Source organism: Hyunsoonleella aquatilis (assembly GCF_014270105.1).
GTDB lineage: Bacteria > Bacteroidota > Bacteroidia > Flavobacteriales > Flavobacteriaceae > Jejuia > Jejuia aquatilis.
On the sequence record NZ_JACNMF010000002.1, the window covers coordinates 323,587 to 344,563 of the forward strand.

17 protein-coding genes and 1 tRNA gene are annotated in these 20,977 nt (G+C 38.9%); 14 read left to right on the forward strand and 4 right to left on the reverse strand.

Annotation, left to right across the window (positions count from 1 at the left end; genetic code table 11):
• Positions 1–5: 5 nt before the first annotated feature.
• The 6 genes from nosZ (at position 6) to H7U19_RS06890 (ending at position 5,851) form a co-directional block, all read left to right on the forward strand.
• Complete coding sequence (gene nosZ, locus H7U19_RS06865) at positions 6–1,970, forward strand: Sec-dependent nitrous-oxide reductase (protein WP_186560567.1); 1,965 nt, start codon at positions 6–8, stop codon at positions 1,968–1,970.
• 100 nt (positions 1,971–2,070) lie between these two features.
• Complete coding sequence (locus tag H7U19_RS06870) at positions 2,071–2,661, forward strand: hypothetical protein (RefSeq protein ID WP_186560569.1); 591 nt, start codon at positions 2,071–2,073, stop codon at positions 2,659–2,661.
• 36 nt (positions 2,662–2,697) lie between these two features.
• Positions 2,698–3,135, forward strand: a complete 438-nt coding sequence (locus H7U19_RS06875) for a nitrous oxide reductase accessory protein NosL (protein WP_186560571.1) — start codon at positions 2,698–2,700, stop codon at positions 3,133–3,135.
• Positions 3,136–3,139: 4 nt separating this feature from the next.
• Positions 3,140–4,375, forward strand: a complete 1,236-nt coding sequence (locus tag H7U19_RS06880) for a nitrous oxide reductase family maturation protein NosD (protein WP_186560573.1) — start codon at positions 3,140–3,142, stop codon at positions 4,373–4,375.
• Positions 4,369–5,076: an ABC transporter ATP-binding protein gene (locus H7U19_RS06885; protein WP_186560575.1), complete on the forward strand. Its 708-nt coding sequence runs from the start codon at positions 4,369–4,371 to the stop codon at positions 5,074–5,076. The genes H7U19_RS06880 and H7U19_RS06885 overlap by 7 nt, the downstream gene beginning before the upstream one ends.
• The gene (locus tag H7U19_RS06890) at positions 5,069–5,851 is read left to right on the forward strand and encodes an ABC transporter permease (protein ID WP_186560577.1); all 783 of its coding nucleotides are present in this window, start codon (positions 5,069–5,071) and stop codon (positions 5,849–5,851) included. The genes H7U19_RS06885 and H7U19_RS06890 overlap by 8 nt, the downstream gene beginning before the upstream one ends.
• Here the strand turns inward: H7U19_RS06890 and H7U19_RS06895 are convergent.
• Positions 5,848–6,198, reverse strand: coding sequence for a hypothetical protein (locus H7U19_RS06895; RefSeq protein WP_186560579.1), 351 nt, complete (start codon positions 6,196–6,198; stop codon positions 5,848–5,850). The genes H7U19_RS06890 and H7U19_RS06895 overlap by 4 nt on opposite strands.
• Complete coding sequence (locus H7U19_RS06900) at positions 6,199–7,173, reverse strand: polyprenyl synthetase family protein (RefSeq protein WP_186560581.1); 975 nt, start codon at positions 7,171–7,173, stop codon at positions 6,199–6,201.
• A gap of 502 nt (positions 7,174–7,675) precedes the next feature.
• Between H7U19_RS06900 and H7U19_RS06905 the strand changes: the two genes are divergently transcribed.
• Positions 7,676–8,626 (forward strand): IS1595 family transposase, encoded by a 951-nt coding sequence (locus tag H7U19_RS06905; protein ID WP_186560583.1) that lies wholly within the window; start codon positions 7,676–7,678, stop codon positions 8,624–8,626.
• A gap of 254 nt (positions 8,627–8,880) precedes the next feature.
• Here H7U19_RS06905 and H7U19_RS06910 read toward each other — a convergent pair.
• Both H7U19_RS06910 and H7U19_RS06915 read right to left on the reverse strand, forming a co-directional pair.
• Positions 8,881–8,954, reverse strand: a tRNA-Arg gene (locus H7U19_RS06910).
• Positions 8,955–8,975: 21 nt separating this feature from the next.
• On the reverse strand, positions 8,976–9,422 hold the full coding sequence (locus H7U19_RS06915; RefSeq protein WP_186560585.1) for a hypothetical protein: 447 nt from the start codon (positions 9,420–9,422) through the stop codon (positions 8,976–8,978).
• A 377-nt stretch (positions 9,423–9,799) separates the two neighbouring features.
• On the opposite strand from H7U19_RS06915, the gene H7U19_RS06920 reads away from it, so the two are divergent.
• The 7 genes from H7U19_RS06920 (at position 9,800) to H7U19_RS06950 (ending at position 20,975) form a co-directional block, all read left to right on the forward strand.
• Entirely contained in the window at positions 9,800–10,405 is a 606-nt protein-coding gene (locus tag H7U19_RS06920; protein WP_186560586.1) for a TetR/AcrR family transcriptional regulator, read from the forward strand.
• 1 nt (position 10,406) lies between these two features.
• On the forward strand, positions 10,407–11,720 hold the full coding sequence (locus H7U19_RS06925; RefSeq protein WP_186560588.1) for a TolC family protein: 1,314 nt from the start codon (positions 10,407–10,409) through the stop codon (positions 11,718–11,720).
• A gap of 8 nt (positions 11,721–11,728) precedes the next feature.
• On the forward strand, positions 11,729–12,907 hold the full coding sequence (locus tag H7U19_RS06930) for an efflux RND transporter periplasmic adaptor subunit (RefSeq protein ID WP_186560590.1): 1,179 nt from the start codon (positions 11,729–11,731) through the stop codon (positions 12,905–12,907).
• 18 nt (positions 12,908–12,925) lie between these two features.
• Positions 12,926–16,465 carry an efflux RND transporter permease subunit gene (locus tag H7U19_RS06935; RefSeq protein WP_186560592.1) on the forward strand — a complete coding sequence of 1,180 codons (3,540 nt, stop codon included), beginning with the start codon at positions 12,926–12,928 and terminating at the stop codon, positions 16,463–16,465.
• 219 nt (positions 16,466–16,684) lie between these two features.
• Positions 16,685–18,439: an aspartate--tRNA ligase gene (aspS, locus tag H7U19_RS06940; RefSeq protein ID WP_186560594.1), complete on the forward strand. Its 1,755-nt coding sequence runs from the start codon at positions 16,685–16,687 to the stop codon at positions 18,437–18,439.
• A 110-nt stretch (positions 18,440–18,549) separates the two neighbouring features.
• Positions 18,550–19,197 (forward strand): DUF6503 family protein, encoded by a 648-nt coding sequence (locus H7U19_RS06945; RefSeq protein ID WP_246454682.1) that lies wholly within the window; start codon positions 18,550–18,552, stop codon positions 19,195–19,197.
• A complete protein-coding gene (locus H7U19_RS06950) occupies positions 19,194–20,975 on the forward strand; it encodes a chloride channel protein (RefSeq protein ID WP_186560598.1) in 1,782 nt (593 codons plus the stop codon). The genes H7U19_RS06945 and H7U19_RS06950 overlap by 4 nt, the downstream gene beginning before the upstream one ends.
• The last annotated feature ends 2 nt before the right edge of the window (positions 20,976–20,977 follow it).

Consider the following 20,977-nt stretch of genomic DNA (forward strand, 5'->3'; position numbering starts at 1 on the left):
AAGACATGAAAACCATATTAAAATCAATTGTTACAACACTCTGTTTGCTTGTTGGGATAACAAGTTGCAACACCACTTCTGAAAAAAAATCAGGTGCACTTGCGGGCAATGTAGCTGAGAAAGTTTATGTTGCTCCCGGTGAACACGATGAGTTTTACGCCTTTATTTCTGGTGGATTCAGTGGACAATTATCCGTTTACGGGTTACCTTCCGGAAGATTGTTTAAAGTGATTCCTGTATTTTCACAAGATGCTGAAAAAGCCTATGGTTACAATGAAGAAACAAAACCAATGTTAAATACATCACACGGTTTTGTGCCTTGGGACGATTCCCACCACCCCGATATTTCACAAACTAAAGGCGTTATAGATGGACGCTGGGTGTTTATAAATGGAAACAATACCCCTCGTATTGCAAAAATCGATTTATCAACGTTTGAAACCACTGAGATTATCGAAGTGCCAAACAGTGCCGGCAACCACAGTTCTGCTTTTGTTACCGAAAACACTGAATATGTGGTTGCTGGGACACGTTTTTCGATTCCGATACCTCAAAAAGATATGCCCATTAAAGACTACAAGGGCAACTTTAAAGGTGCTTTGACGTTTATTTCTGTTGAGCCAGAGCACGGCCACATGGACATTAAGTTCCAATTAATTATGCCAGGTTTTGATTATGATTTATCACACCCAGGTCGAGGAAAATCCCATGGATGGTTCTTCTTCTCTACATATAACACAGAGGAAGCCAGTACGCTTATGGAGGTAAACGCTTCACAAAACGATAAGGATTTTATTGCCGCTGTAAACTGGAAAAAAATCGAAGAATATGTCAATAATGGCGGCGGTAAAATGGCACCTACAAACTATGCCCATAACGTATATGATGAAAGCACACACATGGCAACTTCTACTATGAAAAAAGAAGTACTTACTGTAAACCCATTGGATGTTCCGGGTGCCGTATTTTTAATGCCAACACCAAAATCACCCCACGGATGTGATGTTGACCCAACTGGAGAGTACATCGTAGGTAGCGGTAAGCTATCCGCTAATTTGACGATACACTCGTTTACTAAAATGTTAGCCGCTATTGAAAATAAAAGTTTCGCGGGTGATGCATACGGTATTCCTATCATAGATTTTGAAGCTTCATTGGCTGGTGTCGTAGAGCAACCAGGCTTAGGGCCTCTGCATACCGAATTTGACGGTAAAGGCAATGCTTACACCACATTCTTTATTTCTTCGGAAGTTGTAAAATGGAAATTAGGCACTTGGGAAGTTGTTGACAGACAGCCTTGCTACTATTCGGTAGGCCATTTGATGATTCCAGGTGGCAATTCCAAAAAGCCATGGGGCAAATATGTAGTGGCTATGAATAAAATCACAAAAGACCGCTACTTGCCTACAGGCCCTGAAGTTACCCAATCTGCACAGCTATATGACATCTCTGGTGAAAAAATGGAACTGTTACTGGATTTCCCAACCGTGGGCGAACCACATTACGCCGCAGGGTGCCCAGCAGATTTAATAAAACCACGTTCTAAAAAGCTGTTCAAATTAGAGGACAACAAACATCCTTACGCTGCTAAAAGCGAAGCTGATACTAAAGTTGTTAGAGATGGAAAAACTGTTCATGTTTACATGACCACCATTAGAAGCCACTTCTCCCCTGACAATATTGAAGGAATAAAAGTGGGCGACAAAGTGTATTTCCACATCACTAACCTAGAACAGGATTATGATGTGCCGCACGGCGTAAGTATCATCGGAGCCAACACTTCTGAACTATTGATTATGCCCGGGCAAACCGAAACATTTTTATGGGAGCCCAAGCAAGTTGGCGTGTGGCCATTTTATTGTACAGATTTCTGTTCGGCATTGCATCAGGAAATGCAGGGTTATGTTCGCGTTTCTTCGGCTAACTCAAACACGCCCTTAAAATGGTCCCTAGGGGAAGACATAGAGTAAATTCTGGGAGATTTTTGTTTTAGTGTTTATTTCCCATTTTAGGCGAGAGTGAAGCTTCTTGCTCTCGCCTTCTTTTTAAAAATCATAATAAACCTCAACTATGAAAAGGTCCAACATCATCATGCTTATTGCAGCCATCCTACCTTTAGGGCTGTTTCTATTCCCCTTATGGCGCATTACATTGGAAGCCCCACAATACCCCATTCCATTGGCTATGAATATTCATATTAATGATTTTTCGGATGTACATCCTCACGACATCAAAAACATCAATTTGATGAATCACTACGTGGGCATGAAATACATCCCAGAGGCCATTCCAGAGTTTAAAATTTTCCCAATAGGGATTATTATCACCACCATTATCGGACTTATCATCGCCTTCAAAGGCAACTACAAATGGTTTTTGTACTGGTTCATTTTAATGGTTTTATTGAGTGCCGCAGGACTGTATGATTTTTATCTATGGGAACACGATTACGGCCATGATTTAGACCCGAAGGCCATCATGAAATTTACAAACCCAGATGGCTCAATAATGGGCTTTCAGCCTCCCCTTTTCGGGAGTAAAGATATTTTGAATTTTACCGCACACTCTTATCCGAGGTTGGGAGCATTGTTTTTAGGTCTCGGCATAGTCTCTTCATTCTTTGCCTATTTAATTGGAAAAAAAAGACATAAGAAAACATAACCCTCCATATTTTGAAAACACTAAAAAACACTAAAAATGAAACGTTTAATCCACTTTTGCGTATCTGGACTGCTACTTTTGGTCTTAAGTTGCAACTCAAACCCACAGCCTATAAATTACGGCAATGATGGTTGTCATTTTTGCAAAATGACGATAGTTGATAAAGTGCACGCCGCAGAAATTGTGACCCAAAAAGGAAAGGCATACAAATTTGACGCCACCGAATGCATGATCAGTTTCATGAAAGAATTTGATACCACTCAAATAAAGCTGTATCTGTCCAATGACTATAATACCCCCGAAGCGCTGATCGACGCTACTAAAGCCACATTTTTAATCAGCGAAAACATCCCAAGCCCTATGGGTGCTTATCTATCAGCATTCAAAACGAAACAAGAAGCCGAAAAAACCTTAGCAAAAAAAGGAGGCCGGTTGTATACCTGGGACCAATTGTTGGTAAAATTAAAAGGTTAGTTTCATGAAAAAAATCCTTGCTTTCATGTGGGTCATCACAATGACCGTTACTGGTTATGCTCAACAGATTGAAGTGTGCAACACCTGCCCTATCGCTTCAATCAAAAAGGCTGTTCTAGCGGCAAAGGATTTTGACACTATCCAAATTAAAAAAGGCCATTACAAGGAGCATGATATCATTGTGGACAAACCCCTAACCCTTATTGGCGAAAACTATCCGATAGTTGATGGGGAATCCAAAGGCGAAATCATTACGATAGTTTCAGATGATGTTACAATCGACGGCTTGTTCATCATAAACGTTGGAACCAGCTATACCGAAGATTATGCGGCCATTCGTGTGAAAAAAAGTAAAAATTTCACGCTTCAAAATCTAGTCTTGGAAAAACTGTTTTTTGGCATTTATATAGAAAAATCAAACCATGGTAAAATCTACCACAACAAGGTGATTGGTGATGCCGTTGAAGAGCATAATTCAGGAAATGGCATACAATTGTGGTATAGCAATCATATTGAAATTGAACATAATTATGTGGAGCATGTGCGTGATGGTATTTATTTGGAATTTGCCAATCATTGCTTAATAAAAAACAATGTGAGTGCCGAAAATTTGCGGTATGGCCTTCATTTTATGTTTTCGAACAATGATATTTACCAAGACAATATTTTTGAAAACAACGGTGCAGGCGTAGCCGTTATGTTTTCGAAACAAATAAAAATGGTTGATAATATTTTCAGGAAAAACTGGGGTACGGCGTCCTATGGCATGCTTTTGAAAGAAATAAATGATGCCGAAATAAAAGGCAATACTTTTGAGGAAAATACTATTGGGATTAACATTGAAGGCTCCAACAGGATTAACTATACCAACAACGATTTCAAAAATAACGGATGGGCGGTAAAAGTACGCGGGGCATGTTACGGCAATGCATTTAGGAGCAACAACTTTTTGTATAATTCGTTTGACATATCTTATAATAGTAAGGTGAACGACAATAGTTTTAACAGGAATTATTGGAGCAACTATACGGGTTACGATTTGGACAAAGACGGTATTGGAGACGTGCCCTACCGACCTGTAAAACTGTTTTCCTATATTGTGAATAAAACGCCAGAAACTATCATTTTGCTAAGAAGCTTGTTTATCGATTTAATTGATTTTTCTGAAAAAGTCTCACCTGTTTTCACTCCAGACAATTTAATGGATCGATACCCACTAATTAAAAAGGCAACATGGTAAGTATTCAAAATCTACATAAAAGCTATCAAAAAAATGTTGTGCTAGACGGCATTGAACTCGATATTAATAGTGGTGGTATTTTTGCGATTTTAGGACCTAACGGATCAGGAAAAACCACGTTGATTAAATCTATCTTGGGCATGGTGATTCCAAAAAAAGGAACCATTTCGGTACTTGGCAAAAACATTAAAAATGATTCTGAATACAGGCATCAAATCGATTACCTTCCCCAAATTGCCAACTTCCCGAACAACTTAAAAGTCAAGGAACTCATCAAAATGATAAAAGACTTAAGAGGGCAAACGGACCTTGATAAAGTACTTATCAAGCGTTTTGAATTGGAACCCTTTTTAGATAAAAAATTAGGAACACTATCCGGCGGGACCAAACAGAAAGTGAATATCATTTTGACCTTTATGTTCGACAGTCCGTTGATTATTTTGGATGAGCCTACCACTGGCCTCGACCCTATTTCTCTCATCCATTTAAAGGAACTCATTCAACAGGAAAAAGCAAAGGGAAAGACGATTTTAATCACATCACATATTATGAGTTTTGTGGAGGAAGTCGCCGATGAGATTGTATTTTTATTAGAGGGCAGAATATATTTTAGAGGTTCTATCGATTCCTTAAAGCAAAAAACAAATCAGCAGGATTTTGAACGTGCGATAGCCAATATTTTATCAGAAAACCATGCTTAAAATATTAAAATACAGCTTTTATGATTTAATGCGTAGCCGTTGGAGCTACATATACTTGGCATTTTACTTGTTGCTCGGTCTTGTGTTACTTTTTTTGAATAACGACCTTTCAAAAGCCGTAATCACTTTAATGAACGTCATCATTATTTTAGTACCATTGATTGGGACAATTTTTGGCGTCATGTATTATTATAATTCCAAAGAGTTTACCGAGCTATTGCTGGCACAACCTTTAAAGCGTTCTTCGATATTTTTAGGTCAGTATCTGGGGGTGTCTATCTCCCTATCCATGAGTTTGATTTTGGGCTTGGGGATACCTTTTATACTGTACGGCCTTTTTGAAAGTGCCACAATTTGGGATTTTTCACTGTTGTTGATTACGGGATGCTTTTTGACATTTATTTTTACCGCCCTCGCTTTCAACATAGCCCTTTCTAACGAAAATAAAATCAAGGGATTTGGTTTTGCTATCCTGTTATGGCTGTTCTTAGCGGTAATCTATGACGGTTTATTTTTGATGTCCTTAATTCTATTTGAGGAATATCCTTTGGATAAATTTTCATTGATAGGCACCATGCTCAATCCAATTGATTTATCTAGAACCTTAATCCTTTTGAAACTTGATATTTCAGCATTATTGGGCTACACTGGGGCTATTTTTAAAAAATTCTTTGGCACCAATTTCGGGTTGATTGCTTCATTTATCATGTTGGTGCTGTGGATTGTTTTGCCCGTAATAAGAATTCGCCTTAAGGCAAGAAAAAAGGATTTCTAAGAATATTTCGCCTTAAAAATCACCTTTTGCAATTCTCTTTTTAAAATTAAAAAAGTAACTTCTTCGGATAGTTTTACAACATCAAAACCGTCCAACTGCTTCACTTCTTTTTCAGGCACATCAACAATATATAGCAGATTGAGGTATTCCGTAAATTTCTGATTAATCAGTTGAAATACGGTATCCTGAAGCACTAATTTTAAGCTGGAGGGCAAAACCTCCTCATGCAAGTCCAATTCGAGATTAGCCAATAAAAAATCTTTGTTTAACTGACGAATAAGTTTTTTATATAAATCCAAATGGCTGGCCCTTTCTATCAGGCCGTCGAAGGTATTAGGCAGTTGCATCTAAACGGTTCGGTTCATAAGGTTAGTTCCAAAGCCTTTAAGAATTGCCTTTTTCTCATCAGATATATTGAGGGGTTCCAATCCTGAAAATGCCAAAGACGTATAGTCTGCAATGGCCTGTTTTGTAGCGTCGGCAGAACCTGAATCCACAAAAATCTTCTTAACAATATCGACTTTAGCTTCCGAATCTTTCAATGCTGTGGAAAACAATTCCGTTAGTTTTATTTTATCTTCATCCGAAGAAAATTCTAAAGCTTTTAAATACAAATAGGTTTTTTTATTCTCGATGATGTCACCGCCCACCTGCTTTCCGAAAGTCTTTGGGTCGCCAAACGCATCCAAATAATCATCTTGCAATTGAAAGGCAATGCCCAAGTTTTTCCCAAATTGGTAAATATGGTTTTGGTCTGCCTCGGAAGTCTCTGCAACAATAGCCCCCATTTTCATGGCCGCCCCTACCAAAACCGCAGTTTTATATTCAATCATTTTTAAATACTCAGGAATGGTCACATCGTTTCGGGTTTCAAAATCCACATCGTACTGTTGGCCTTCACAAACTTCCAGGGCCGTTTTACTAAATAATTTGGCCAAGGCCTGAAACGTTTCCGGTTCATAATTTTCAAACAATTGATAGGCCAAAATCAGCATGGCGTCCCCAGAGAGTATTCCTGTATTCACATCCCACTTTTCATGCACTGTTTGCTGACCTCTTCGCAATGGGGCATCGTCCATAATATCATCATGTACCAAGGAAAAATTATGAAACACCTCAACACTCAAAGCGGCATTTAGAGCTTCTTTATAATTACCATTAAAAACATCAGCAGTCATCAAAGTAAGTACAGGCCTTAAGCGTTTGCCCCCCAATCTCAAAATATAACTGATGGGCTCGTACAGGTTTTTGGGCTCTTTTTCGGTGGAATATGCTTTTAAATAAGCAATAAATTCCTGTTGGTATTTTTCTATGGAAAGCATCGCACAAAAATAATGGAATTCAATTTATAAGCGAAGTCAATTTAAAAAAGTTCAAAAAGAATGTCCTCCAGATTCCATAGTAAAACGTTATTAAAGTGAACCGAATGTTAAATAATGGCAATGATATACTTGTGTAACCCCTGAACCCATAAGGAATGTATGATTTAGGGGAATGTTAAATTTTTGTTATTTCAGTTCCTAAAACACTTTTTGTATGTGAAACTCTACCCCTTTAGAGTTTGTAAACATTATATAGTCCGTCTTTTGGAACTTTCGATAATGATATTGATAATTCCTTGTTTCTGGTTCAAAATCATTTAAAAGCTGAACAAAATCTTTAAGGTTCGTCTCGAACAGGACAACCTTGTTCCCGATTATGAGCGTATATAAGTTTCTAAGGTCTCTTAACATAGTGTAAATGTAAATAATTCCATAAATATTTACAAATATATTTGATTATGTAAATTAATCTGTGTATATTTACATATCTAATTAACAGACCATGTGCAACAAGACAAAAGACTTAAGGGATTTCGATAGCTTATATGAATTACTGGATTATTTCACCACGGATGAAATCTGTGAGGAATACTTAGCTGTTCTACGTTGGAACGGTGAGCCTACTTGCGCCTACTGCGAAAGCAACAAGGTCAAAGCTTTGAACGGAAAAACTAGGCGTTACAAGTGCTACGGGTGCAAAAAACAGTTCAGCGTTAAGGTGGGAACTATCTTCCATGACAGCAAGATATCCCTAAGAAAATGGTTTGTTGCCGTATATCTTGTTACCGCCCACAAGAAAGGGATTTCATCGCACCAATTAGCGAGAGACCTTAAGATTACCCAAAAAACGGCATGGTTCGTTCTGCAAAGGATTAGAGAAGTTTACAAGCCTGATAACGAGAAATTTACCAACGAAGTGGAGATTGACGAAAGTTGGATAGGCGGAAAGGAAAAAAACAAACACGCCAACAAGAAAACTAAGGCTTCGCAAGGTAGAAGTACTAAGACCAAGACCCCAGTTTTGGGCATATTGGAAAGAAACGGCAAGGTTTACGCTATTCCCGTTAAGGACACGAGAACACCAACGCTAGTGCCTATTATGGTAAATAAAGTTGAGGAAGGCTCTAAAATATATACCGACGAATACAGGGCTTATAAGTTTTTGGGGAACTTCTACGAGCATAGTTTCGTTAGGCATTCCGCCTCGCAATACGTTGACGGCGTTGTACATACCAACAGTATCGAAAACTTTTGGTCTCACCTTAAAAGAGGTATTGACGGTATATATCACCATGTTTCCAAAAAACATTTGGATAAGTACATCAATGAATATACCTTTAGGTTCAATAACAGAAATCTAAGCGAGGGTTCTAAGTTCGATGTGGCTATTGCCAACGGCGTGAACAAGCGTTTGGACTATAAAACTTTGATAGGTGAGCAAAACAAAGAATGACGAGATAGAACGTCCAAAAAAAGATGTAAAAATAGATAAGAGGAAGCCCAAATTTAAAGAGGTATTGGGTGCTATCGTAAACAAAAAACCTCCTGAGCCAAAAAAATAATCTATATTTGTAAATGAAAAAAGGGAGCGACCGCTAAATCAACTCCCTTTTCCGACATTAAGTTAAAAGCCCTATCCTAATGAGAGACGGCACACTTTTAACCGCTTGTCTGATACTTCCAAATGATGGAAGCCTTATATTTTAGAACCCTCGGCAAGAATCGAACTTGCAACCTACGGTTTCGGACACCATTGCTCTATCCATTTGAGCTACGAGGGGATTAGGACTGCTGGCACAGTCCTATTTTTTTGCCATATAAACTGCTTTTTTGCTCCCTTCTGGGTAATCTCTGTCAATTATACCTTCACTATACAATAAGGACAGATTAGACCTTGCCTTTTTGTACGCATAATCCTTGTTCATATTTTCCAATTTTGCCAATATTGCCCCAACATCATACGAAAGGGCTGTACCTAGATGATTTAAAATACGTTCCACTTTCTTTTTATAGGTATCGTTGCTTTTGTACCCTTCAATAACAGGCGCATCCTCTTTATCAAAATCAATTTCTATATCCTTAGGCTTGTTTTTGATTTCAGTAGGTTTCTCAGTTTTCTTTTTTTCCTCCTTAATTTTTCCAGTACCCGAGGGCTTGTAGTACTCCTTAAGGTTTTGAATGTTTTTCAGGGCTTTAAGCAGTTCTTCCTCTTGCTTTAGCAATTCGTGATAAAAAGATTCTTTTCCCATAATTATAAATTTTTGTATATTTGAATAAATAAAAAGCTTGTTCGGCAACACCGAATATGTTTTTCGAAAAAAGCGGAAGTTTTAGTTTGACGGCTAACTTCCGCTTAATTTTTGTAAATATAGACAAAAAAAACACAATAGGCGGAAATAGGCGGAAAAACTTTTCAACAGGTTTTTTGTCGATTATTTTTTATGATATTGTGTTTTTTTCAAAGAAGTGAGAAGAAAATATATTAACAAAAATTTAACCTGCCCGTCAATCCCTTGATATTTCTGGAATATTAGGTTACACAAGTATATCATTGCCTAAATAATTATTAAAACTATGGAAACTTTTTGGGTTTTTAAAGTTTCCTAGTGTACTTTTGCTCCCGATTATGAGAGACAAGATACTTCATGGTGCTACAGAACTGTTTTTGAATTACGGATTTAAAAGCGTTACTATGGACGATATTGCCACTAGTTTGGGCATGTCCAAAAAAACCATTTACCAACATTTTGATAACAAAACCAAATTGGTGGAGGCTACAACCATGGCTTTATTTGAGGTAATTTCGGCGGGTATTGACGGCATTTGTGCCATGGAGAAAAACCCGATAGAAGAGGTTTACAGCATCAAGCAATTTGTAATGCAACACTTAAAGGATGAAAAATCTTCGCCTTTGTACCAACTTCAAAAGTATTACCCTACCATTTTCAAAAACTTAAAGGACAGGCAATTTTGTGTCATGCAAGATTGCGTAATAGATAACTTAAATAAAGGGGTTGCCCTCGGTTTGTATAGAAAAGACCTTCATGTAGATTTCATCTCGAGAATCTACTTCAACGCAATGGTCGTCATAAAAGATGATGATTTATTCCCAAGGGATAAATTTTCCATCCCCATGCTGATGAGCAATTATCTAGAATATCATTTACGTGGCATTTGCACTCCAAAAGGCCTAGACTTTTTAAACAATTACATCAATTCTAATCAATCATAAAATGAAGCACAAACTGATTCTATGCTTTGGTTTATTATTCTTGTTCATTTCTAACGCACAAGAAAATCCACGAAGTTTTTCACTGGATGAGGCCATTGCTTATGCATTGGAAAACAACAGGAACATTAAGAATGCAGACCTGAGTATTTTGGCCGCTGAACATCAGGTTTGGGAAACCAAGGCTCTTGGTTTGCCCCAAATTAATGGTAGTGTTGATTACACCTTCAATGTGGTAAGACCAATTGAACCCGTAGCAGGTGATCCTTTTTCTTTTTTCTTTCCAAAACATCAATTGACGCCAAGTGTTACCCTTAATCAATTAATTTTTGATGGCGGTTACCTAGTGGGATTGCAATCCAATAAGGTGTTCTTGGAAATTTCCCAAAACGCCAAGGACAAAACGGTAAACACCATAGAGGCCAACGTGGTAAGCGCATATAACAATGCTTTATTGACTAAGGAAAGTATTGAAATCACCAAAAACAATATCAAGGTCCTATCTGATAACCTAGAAGAAACCAAAAAGATATTTGAAAACGGACTAACCGAAGAAGAAGACGTTGAGCAATTGCAATTAACACTCTCCAGCTTGCAAAATAACCTAAGAAGTTTGGAGACACTTTATGGTATTTCAAAAGGGTACTTAAAAATATTGCTTGGCATTGACCAAAGTGAAACTATCGAATTAACGGATACTTTGGAATCCCTTATTGTGGAAAATATTTCTTTGAATTTGATTAGCGATACGCATCCAATAAGCAACAATATTGACTACAAAATAGCCGCTAATGATACCGAAAGTAAGCGATTGTTATATAAACTGGAAAAGTCAGAGCAACTTCCAAAAGTAAACGCGTTTCTCAATTCAAATTACCTGGGTATTTCTGAATCATTTGGTAATTATTTTGAACCTGAACAGGAATGGTTTTTCTCTACGGCCACCGGGGTTAGTATCAAGTTTCCCATTTTCAGCTCTTTTGGAAAAAAATCAAGGAGACAAAGGGCAAAAGTTGAATGGGATGTGGCAAAAAATGACCTGATTATTATGGAAAATCAGTTGACCCTTGAATTTAAAAATGCCAAAAACGAATATCAATTAGCCATTGACACCTACGACAATAAACAGAAGAATTTGGCGCTTGCCGAAAAAATCGAAAGAAAAAATACCATAAAATTTAAAGAAGGTATTGCCAGTAGTTTTGATTTAAGACAAGCTCAAACCCAGCTATACAGTAGCCAGCAGGAATATTTGCAATCCATTATTGACGTCATCAATAAAAAAGCGAATCTTAAAAATCTATTAAATCTAAAATAATTGCCATCATGAAATATACAGTTGTAATATTATTGACCGCCATTTTACTGACTTCTTGTGGTGGAGATAAAAATAAATCGGTTGAAGACATTATAGCTTCAAAGGATTTAGAACAAATTCGTCAAAAGAAAGCTGAATTGGACGCATCTGCCCTGGAGATTGCAACACAATTGAAGCTCTTGGAAAAGGAAATTAAAACTCTAGATCCATTGGAAAAAATACCATTAATCACAACATTTGATGCCAAGGAAACAGAGTTCAATCACTTTGTAGAACTCCAAGGAAACGTAAGCACAAAACAAAATGTGGTCATAATGGCGGAATATGCCGGAGTACTTTCTAAGGTTTATGTAAAAGAGGGACAAAAGGTAAGCAAAGGGCAAACCTTGGCAAAAATTGATGATGGCGGTTTAAGCCAGCAACTGGCCCAGGCCAAAATTCAAGCTGATTTGGCTAAAACTACATTTGAACGCCAAAAGCGCTTATGGGACCAAAAAATTGGTAGCGAGATTCAATATTTACAAGCCAAGTCCAATTATGAGGCTCAGGAAGAAATGGTAAACCAGATTCAACAACAGGTAGGCAAAACCTTGGTTCGTGCTCCTTTTTCGGGAACAATTGATGATGTAATTACAGACCAGGGTAGCGTGGTGGCACCAGGGCAATCCCAACTTTTTAGAATTGTGAACTTGGACGATATGTACATTGAAACGGACGTGCCAGAACGTTATGTGGCAAATATTGTTCCAGGGAAATTGGTAAAAGTAAACTTCCCCGTTTTAGGCAAAGATATCGAGGCCAAGGTACGTCAAGCTGGAAACTTTATAAATCCTGACAATAGAACGTTTAAGGTTGAAGTGGCTCTTCCGAAGAACGATGCCTCCATTAAACCTAACCTTACGACAAAACTAAAGATTAACGATTATACCAATGAAAAAGCGATTTTGATTCCACAGAGTATCATTTCGGAAAATGCGGAAGGCGACCAATACGTTTACACAATTTCTGATAAACAGGGCAAAATGGCCAAAGCGAAACGTACCATTATTACAACTGGAAAAACTCAGGGAGATGATATCGAGGTACTTTCTGGCATTACAAACGGTGATGAAATTATTATGGAGGGGGCGCGTAGTGTTAAAGATGAACAGGACGTGAAAATTTTGGAACTGGTAACTGCTAACTAATCCAAAGACCAAGAAGCAATGACAAAAGATTTAAAAAACAAAAAAGTAGATAAGGAATTTCCGTTATCCTCTTGGGCTATCAACAACAAAACCACTATGTATGTTTTGATAGCCGTGATTTTGATGCTGGGTGCCAGTGCTTATTTTAGCATGCCACGCGAGAATTTCCCAGAGGTGAAGGAAACGAAAATATATATTAGTTCTGTATATCCAGGAAATACCGCAGAGGATATAGAAAAACTAATTACCGACCCCATCGAGGATAAATTAAAAACGGTAAGCAATGTGGTCGAAATCACATCAACCTCCCAGGAGGATTATTCACTTGTGGTTGTTGAGTTTGATGAAAATATTACGGTTGAAGCCGCAAAGCAAAAGGTAAAGGATGAAGTAGACACCGAAACCTCAAGCGAAGACTGGCCTACATTTAATGGTGCGAAGGTAGAACCCAACATCTTCGATTTAAGTATGTCCGAAGAAATGCCAATTCTCAACATAAATATTTCTGGAGACTATCCTGTAGATAAGCTCAAAGAGTATGGCGAATATTTAGAAGATGAAATAGAAAGTTTACTTGAAATCAAACAAGTGGATATTCGTGGTGCACAGGAAAAAGAGGTGGAAGTAGCTGTCGATATTTATAAGATGATGGCGGCAAAGGTCAGTTTTAGGGACATTACAGATGCCATCAGAAATGGAAATGTGACCATATCCGCTGGTAATTTAATCGCAAGTGGCCAGAGGCGTACAATTAGAATTATAGGTGAAATTGAATCTCCTAATGAGCTTGAACGCTTTGTGGTCAAATCCGAAATGGGCAACTCCATTTACCTCAAAGATGTGGCAACAGTCAATTTTAGAGACAAGGACAAAACCACCTACGCTAGAGAGTTTGGCCATCCAGTGGTAATGCTTGATGTAAAGAAGCGCGCCGGCGAAAACATGGTTGCGGCAGCAGACCAAATCAAAGTAATTGTTGAAACCGCCATTGCAAATGTATTCCCACCCGATTTGGAAGTTACGATTTCCAACGATCAGTCTTCAAAGACCATAGGACAAGTAGATGATTTGGTAAACAATATCATCTTCGGGATTATTCTAGTGGTTACGGTGTTAATGTTCTTTTTAGGGTTTAAAAACGCTCTGTTTGTGGGCTTTGCTATCCCAATGTCCATGTTCATGTCTTTAATGATTTTGAATACGCTTGGCTACACCATGAATACCATGATTTTGTTTGGTTTGATTATGGGGCTTGGAATGCTCGTGGATAACGGTATCGTGGTAGTAGAAAATGTGTACCGTTTGATGAGCGACGAGGGCATGAGCCGCATAGAAGCGGCTAAAAAAGGCATTGGAGAGATTGCATTCCCCATTATAATTTCAACCGCAACCACTGTAGCTGCCTTTATTCCTTTGGGGCTTTGGCCGGGTATTATGGGAGAATTTATGATTTATTTCCCAGTAACCCTTTCGGTGGTTTTAGGGTCTTCGCTGTTCGTAGCCATATTTTTTAACTCCGTATTAGTATCGCAGTATATGACAACAGAGGATAAGGAAATGCCCCTTCAAAACATTATTAAAATATCTGCGATTGTAGGCGGTATTGGTTTACTAATTATGATTTTTGGTGGCGAAAACCGTGCCTTTGGAAGTTTAATGGTGGTTGCGATAATTTTACTTTGGATATACCGCCTGTTTCTGCGCTCATGGGCCAATAGCTTTCAAAACAAAGTATTGCCAAAATGGGAGCGCTTCTATGAAAAGATATTGCGCAGTGCCTTAAGCGGCAGAAAGCCGGCATTTATTGCCATTGGCACTGTAGTACTTTTATTTATTGCTTTTATGGGATTTGGTGCCTCCGTTGGAAGTCAACGAACCAAAGTAGAGTTTTTCCCTGACAACACACCCAATCAAATCATTGTTTACATTGAATATCCTGAAGGCACGGACATCGAAAAGACTAATGCGATTACCAAGGATATAGAGGAACGTGTTTATAAAATCTTAAACGAAGAGGCCTACTTAAAAGGCGACTTCAATTTCCTGACTGAAAGTGCAGTATCCCAAGTGGGTGCTGGTGCCGGAAATCCGCAAACTGATGGTGGTTCCCAAGCAGAAATGCCCCACCGTGGCAAAATAACGGCCACCATGCGCGAGTATAAACTCAGGGATGGTGCCGACAGCAACGTTCTCTTGAAAAAAGTTCAGGAAGATTTGCAGGGCATTTACCCCGGCGTAGCCATTTCCGTTGAAAAGGATGCCGTTGGCCCTCCTGCAGGATATCCTATCAACCTAGAGCTGGAAGGCAATGATTACAGCGAACTGATTGCCACGGCTGAAAAAATGCGTGATTTCATCAATTCTAAAAACATTCAGGGCATTGATGAGTTAAAAATTGATGTGAACAAGTCCAAGCCCACAATGCAGGTAGAAGTGGACCGAAAAAAGGCTGGTGAATTGGGCGTTAGCGCAGGACAAGTAGGCTCACAGTTGCGAAATTCTATCTTCGGAGAAAAAGCAGGAATCTATAAGGAGGACGGCGAGGATTATGACATTTATGTCCGTTTTAATGAAGAGAATCGCTATAACACCAGTGCGATTTTCAACCAAAGAATCACCTTTAGGGATATGGCCTCTGGCAAGATTAAAGAAATCCCTGTATCTACAGTGGCCCAACAAAAGAATAATTCTGGATTTAGTGCCATCAAACATCGGGATGTACGTCGTGTAGTTACCTTGTATTCGGCATTGGCCCCAGGGTATACAGATGCAGGGGCTATCGTTTCAAAGATTCAAAATGAAATGAAAAGCTTTACTGAAAAGCCAGATAGTGTAAAAGTAGATTACACTGGTCAAATTGAAGAGCAAAACAAGCAGATGGCCTTCTTGATGGGGGCGTTCTTCACAGGATTAGGTTTAATTTTCTTTATTCTGATTTTCCAATTCAATTCTGTTTCTAAACCAGCGATAATCATGCTGGCCATATTCTTGAGTTTAATTGGCGTATTTGGCGGTATCGTCATCACGGGTAGTGCTTTTGTAATAATGATGACGATGATGGGGATTATCTCGTTGGCCGGTATTGTGGTGAACAATGGTGTGGTATTATTGGATTACACCCAACTGCTTATCGACCGTAAAAAGGTACTTTTAGATTTGGAGGATGAGCAATATTTACAGCAGGATGATTTAATTGAAGCCATCGTGAAAGGTGGAAAAGCTCGTTTGCGTCCTGTATTGTTAACCGCCATCACCACCATTTTAGGGTTGATTCCTTTAGCAACTGGTTTTAATATCAACTTCTTTACATTGCTCAGTGAATTCAATCCAAACATTTATATGGGAGGTGATAACGTAATTTTCTGGGGACCTTTGGCCTGGACTGTAATTTATGGTTTATTCATAGCAACGTTCTTAACGTTGATTGTCGTACCGATTCTGTTTTTCTTATCCACTAAATTCAAAATGTGGTTGTTCAAGAGGCGCAATGCCAAGGTAGGCCTGGTTTCCACTCAACAGGAAGTATTTAATGTCTCTGAACGTTTAGAAGGAGCATAAAAAATTGTTTTTAATTGTTGTTTGACTAACTCGATTAATAGCGGGAAGGAGCCACAGTTTTTGTGGCTCTTTTCATTTGACTTTGAAGTTTGAAAATGTCACCCTGAGCGCAGTCGAAGGGTTGTTTTAGAATCTCATCCCAACAAGCGCAAATTCAATCTTCAAATTCACTATAATAGTAATAACTTACGTAAATTTGCACCTCAATTTTTCACGACAATGTACAGAAGTCATACCTGTGGCGAATTAAGGGCGTCACATATCAATACAGAAGTGACCTTGGCCGGATGGGTGCAAGGCGTTAGGGACAAAGGATTCATGGTGTATATGGATTTACGGGACCGCTACGGCATCATACAATTGTATTTTGACGAAGAGCAAACCCAGGCCGCTTTATTAAAAAAGGCTCAAAAATTAGGACGCGAATTCGTGATTCAAATTACAGGCAAAGTTCAAGAACGGGCCTCAAAAAATCCAAACATCCCAACAGGTGATATCGAAATTTTGGTTTCGGAATTGAACATTTTGAACGAAGCCCTTTTACCGCCTTTCACTATTGAAGATAAAACCGATGGTGGTGAGGATTTACGGATGAAATATCGCTATTTAGACATCCGCCGAAATCCTGTGAAAGACAGTTTGATTTTTAGACATAAGGTAACACAAGAAGTTCGAAACTACCTTTCAAACGAAGGATTTATCGAAGTGGAGACGCCTTATTTGATAAAATCTACGCCAGAAGGTGCTCGTGATTTTGTGGTGCCTTCCAGAATGAACGAAGGTCAGTTTTATGCCCTACCACAATCGCCTCAAACATTCAAACAGTTGCTGATGGTTGGTGGCTTGGATAAATATTTCCAAATCGTAAAGTGTTTTAGGGATGAAGATTTACGGGCCGACAGACAGCCAGAATTCACTCAGATTGATTGTGAAATGGCATTTATTGAACAGGAAGATATTTTAAACACTTTTGAGGGACTGACACGTCATTTACTCAAGGAAATCAAAGGAATCGATATCGATAAATTCCCAAGAATGCAGTATGACGATGCCATGCGCTTGTATGGTAACGACAAACCCGACATTCGTTTTGAGATGCGATTTGGAGAGCTTAATGAAGTTGCACAGCATAAAGATTTCAATGTTTTCAATAAAGCGGAATTAGTCGTTGGAATTGCCGTTCCCGGAGGCAATAGCTACACTAGAAAGGAAATAGATAAACTCATTGATTGGGTAAAACGCCCACAAGTTGGCGCGCTTGGCATGGTGTATTGCCGTTGTAATGAAGATAGCTCTTTTAAATCGTCCGTCGATAAATTTTATGACCAAGAGGATCTTGGAAAATGGGCAGAAGCAACAGGTGCAAAACCGGGTGATTTAATATGCGTGCTTTCAGGGGAAACTCACAAAGTCCGTACCCAACTCAGCGCACTAAGAATGGAATTGGCAGAGCGTTTGGGCTTACGCAAGCCGGATGAGTTTGCTCCTTTATGGGTCATGGATTTTCCATTGTTGGAATGGGACGAGGACACAGAGCGCTACCATGCCATGCACCACCCGTTCACGGCTCCAAAACCGGGGCAAATAGAATTATTAAAAACGGATCCGGGAGCAGTAAAAGCCAATGCCTACGATTTGGTATTAAACGGCAACGAAATTGGCGGTGGTTCTATCAGAATTCACGATAAGGAAACCCAATCCTTAATGTTCGATTATTTAGGCTTTACGCCAGAAGAAGCCAAAGCGCAATTTGGTTTCCTAATGGATGCCTTCCAATATGGCGCGCCCCCGCATGGTGGACTTGCTTTTGGACTGGATAGACTCGTGGCCATTTTAGGCGGACAGGAAACCATAAGGGATTTTATAGCCTTCCCAAAAAACAATGCGGGACGTGATGTGATGATTGACGCCCCCGCTCCAATCGATGATGACCAATTGGAAGAATTGAGCTTAAAATTGAACTTAAAATCTTAAAAACTAAATCCCGTTAATGCGGGATTTTTTGTTACTTTTATTTCATTCACATGAAACAATTTTTTCTACTTGTAACGCTAGTGTTATCATCGATTGTATTCTCACAAAATATGACTGGGGAACAACTTTTGGAAAAAGCCATCGCCTATCACGACCCAAATGGCAATTGGAACAGCTTTAAAGGTGAACTTAACATCACCATGGAAATCCCGGAAAAACCCAATCGGGATAGCGAAATCCTTATCGATTTGCCCGGGCAATATTTTTCAATGACTTCCAAGGTAGAAAACGACGCTACAAAGTATTTTATACGCAAAGACAGTATCACTGTTATTTTCAATAGTGACAAAAGCCCTTCCGATCCCATTATAAAAAAACATAAAAAGCGGGCGCAATTTTTCAAAAACTACTATACCTATTTGTACGGTTTGCCAATGAAACTGAAGGATCCTGGTACAATTATTCACAATGAAGTGCAAAGCAAAATCTTTAAGGGTGAACCCTATTGGGTGCTAAAAGCAACTTATGAAGCATCGGTGGGCAAGGATATTTGGTATTTTTATTTCAACAAGGAAAATTATGCCATGGAAGTGTATCAATTTTTTAGGGATGAATCCAAAAATGACGGGGAGTATATTTTATTGACCGAAGAGGAAACTATCAATGGCATAAAAATGCCGAAAGTGCGGGCTTGGTTTATGAACAAGGATGATAAATATTTAGGTACAGACATTTTAAAATCACCCGGACAACCATGAAATTTAGAGCCCTTTTACGAAAATTTTTAATCTGGAAATACAAGCATATTTCTGAGCGCCAGTTCATTTATATCCTCAGTATTTTGGTTGGGTTTTTGGCCGGAATGGGCACGGTGGTACTCAAAAACCTGACACATACCATAAGGCATCTTTTTAACCTATATGTTTTTAAAGATTACCAAAGTTCACTCTATTTTATTTTACCTATCATCGGTTTGTTATTGGTGTATATCATTAAGCAAACCTGGCTAAAAAAACACATTGGCCATGGGATTTCCACCACCTTACATGCCATTTCAAAATTGAATGGCATTATTCCAAGATATAATATTTACGCCGCCTTGATTACCGCACCGCTTACAGTGGGTTTTGGTGGTTCAGTCGGGTTACAGGGTCCTGCAGTTAGCGTTGGATCGGCATTGGGCTCAAATGCCGCGCGTTTGTTTCACATGAACACAAAAACGCGACTATTACTCATTTCATGTGCGGCCGCCGGAGCTATGGCATCTATGTTTAAAGCACCCATTGCCGCTATTATTTTTGCCATTGAGATTTTTAGTTTGGACATTGCCTTTGCCTCTCTGATACCTCTTTTGCTAGCTTCCGTTTCTGCGGTGGTTACTTCCTATTTCTTTCTGGGAACAGATGTGTTGCTGCGCTTTGAACTTACAGACGAGTTTCAAATTAATGACCTTGGGTTTTATGCAGTTTTAGGAATTGTTACGGGATTGATGTCGGTATATTTTTCAAAGATTTTCTTTAGCATTACCGATTTTTTCAAGCGATTTGAAAGTCGAGCAAAGCGATTGCTCATAGGTGGTTTGGCCATTGGCACCATGTTGTACATAATCCCGCCCCTTTATGGTGAAGGTTACGGCGTAATGAACAACCTGTTAAAAGGCGACCATATTGCTGCAATTGGGACTACACCGTTTAATTTGGACTTGGAAAATATTTGGATAGTCATAGGCCTACTTTTAGGTATAACTATTTTTAAAGCCATTGCCATGACCACCACTTTTGGCGCAGGAGGCGTTGGCGGGGTGTTTATACCAACCTTGGTGATGGGTAGTGCATTAGGGAATGCCTTTGCGAAAGTTATCAATAATCTGGGCCTGGACTTTCATGTTTCCGAATCCAATTTCACCTTAATAGGAATGACAGGGCTTATGGCCGGGGTACTGCACGCGCCACTAACTGCTATTTTCTTGATTGCCGAAATTACCGGAGGTTATGAATTGTTTGTACCTTTAATGCTCGTGGCGGCGATTTCCTTCTCGATCACCAAATATTTTGTGTCCCATTCCATTTACACTTTGAAGTTGGCAAAACGTGGCGAACTAATTACCCACGACAAAGACAAAAATGTGTTGATGATGATGGAAATCGATAAGGTTATCGAGACCAATTTCATTATCCTAAAACCAGAAATGAAACTGAGGGAAGTACTGGAAAATGCAGTGGCCAAATCATCGCGAAACCATTTTCCTGTGGTAAGTAAAAACCATGAATTTTTGGGTGTGATCCGGCTGGACGATATCCGTCATATAATGTTCAACACCGATTTATATGATAAAGTAGATGTAGAAAGCCTGATGCATGCCGATGCGGGCATTATCAATTACGAAGAGGATTCCATGAACGATATTATGAAAAAATTCAAGACCAGTGGCGCTTGGAATTTGCCCGTTATCAAAGAAGGGAAATACTATGGCTATATTTCAAAATCAAAACTATTAACGGCTTACAGGCGGCAATTGATTAATGTGACTCAGTAGAA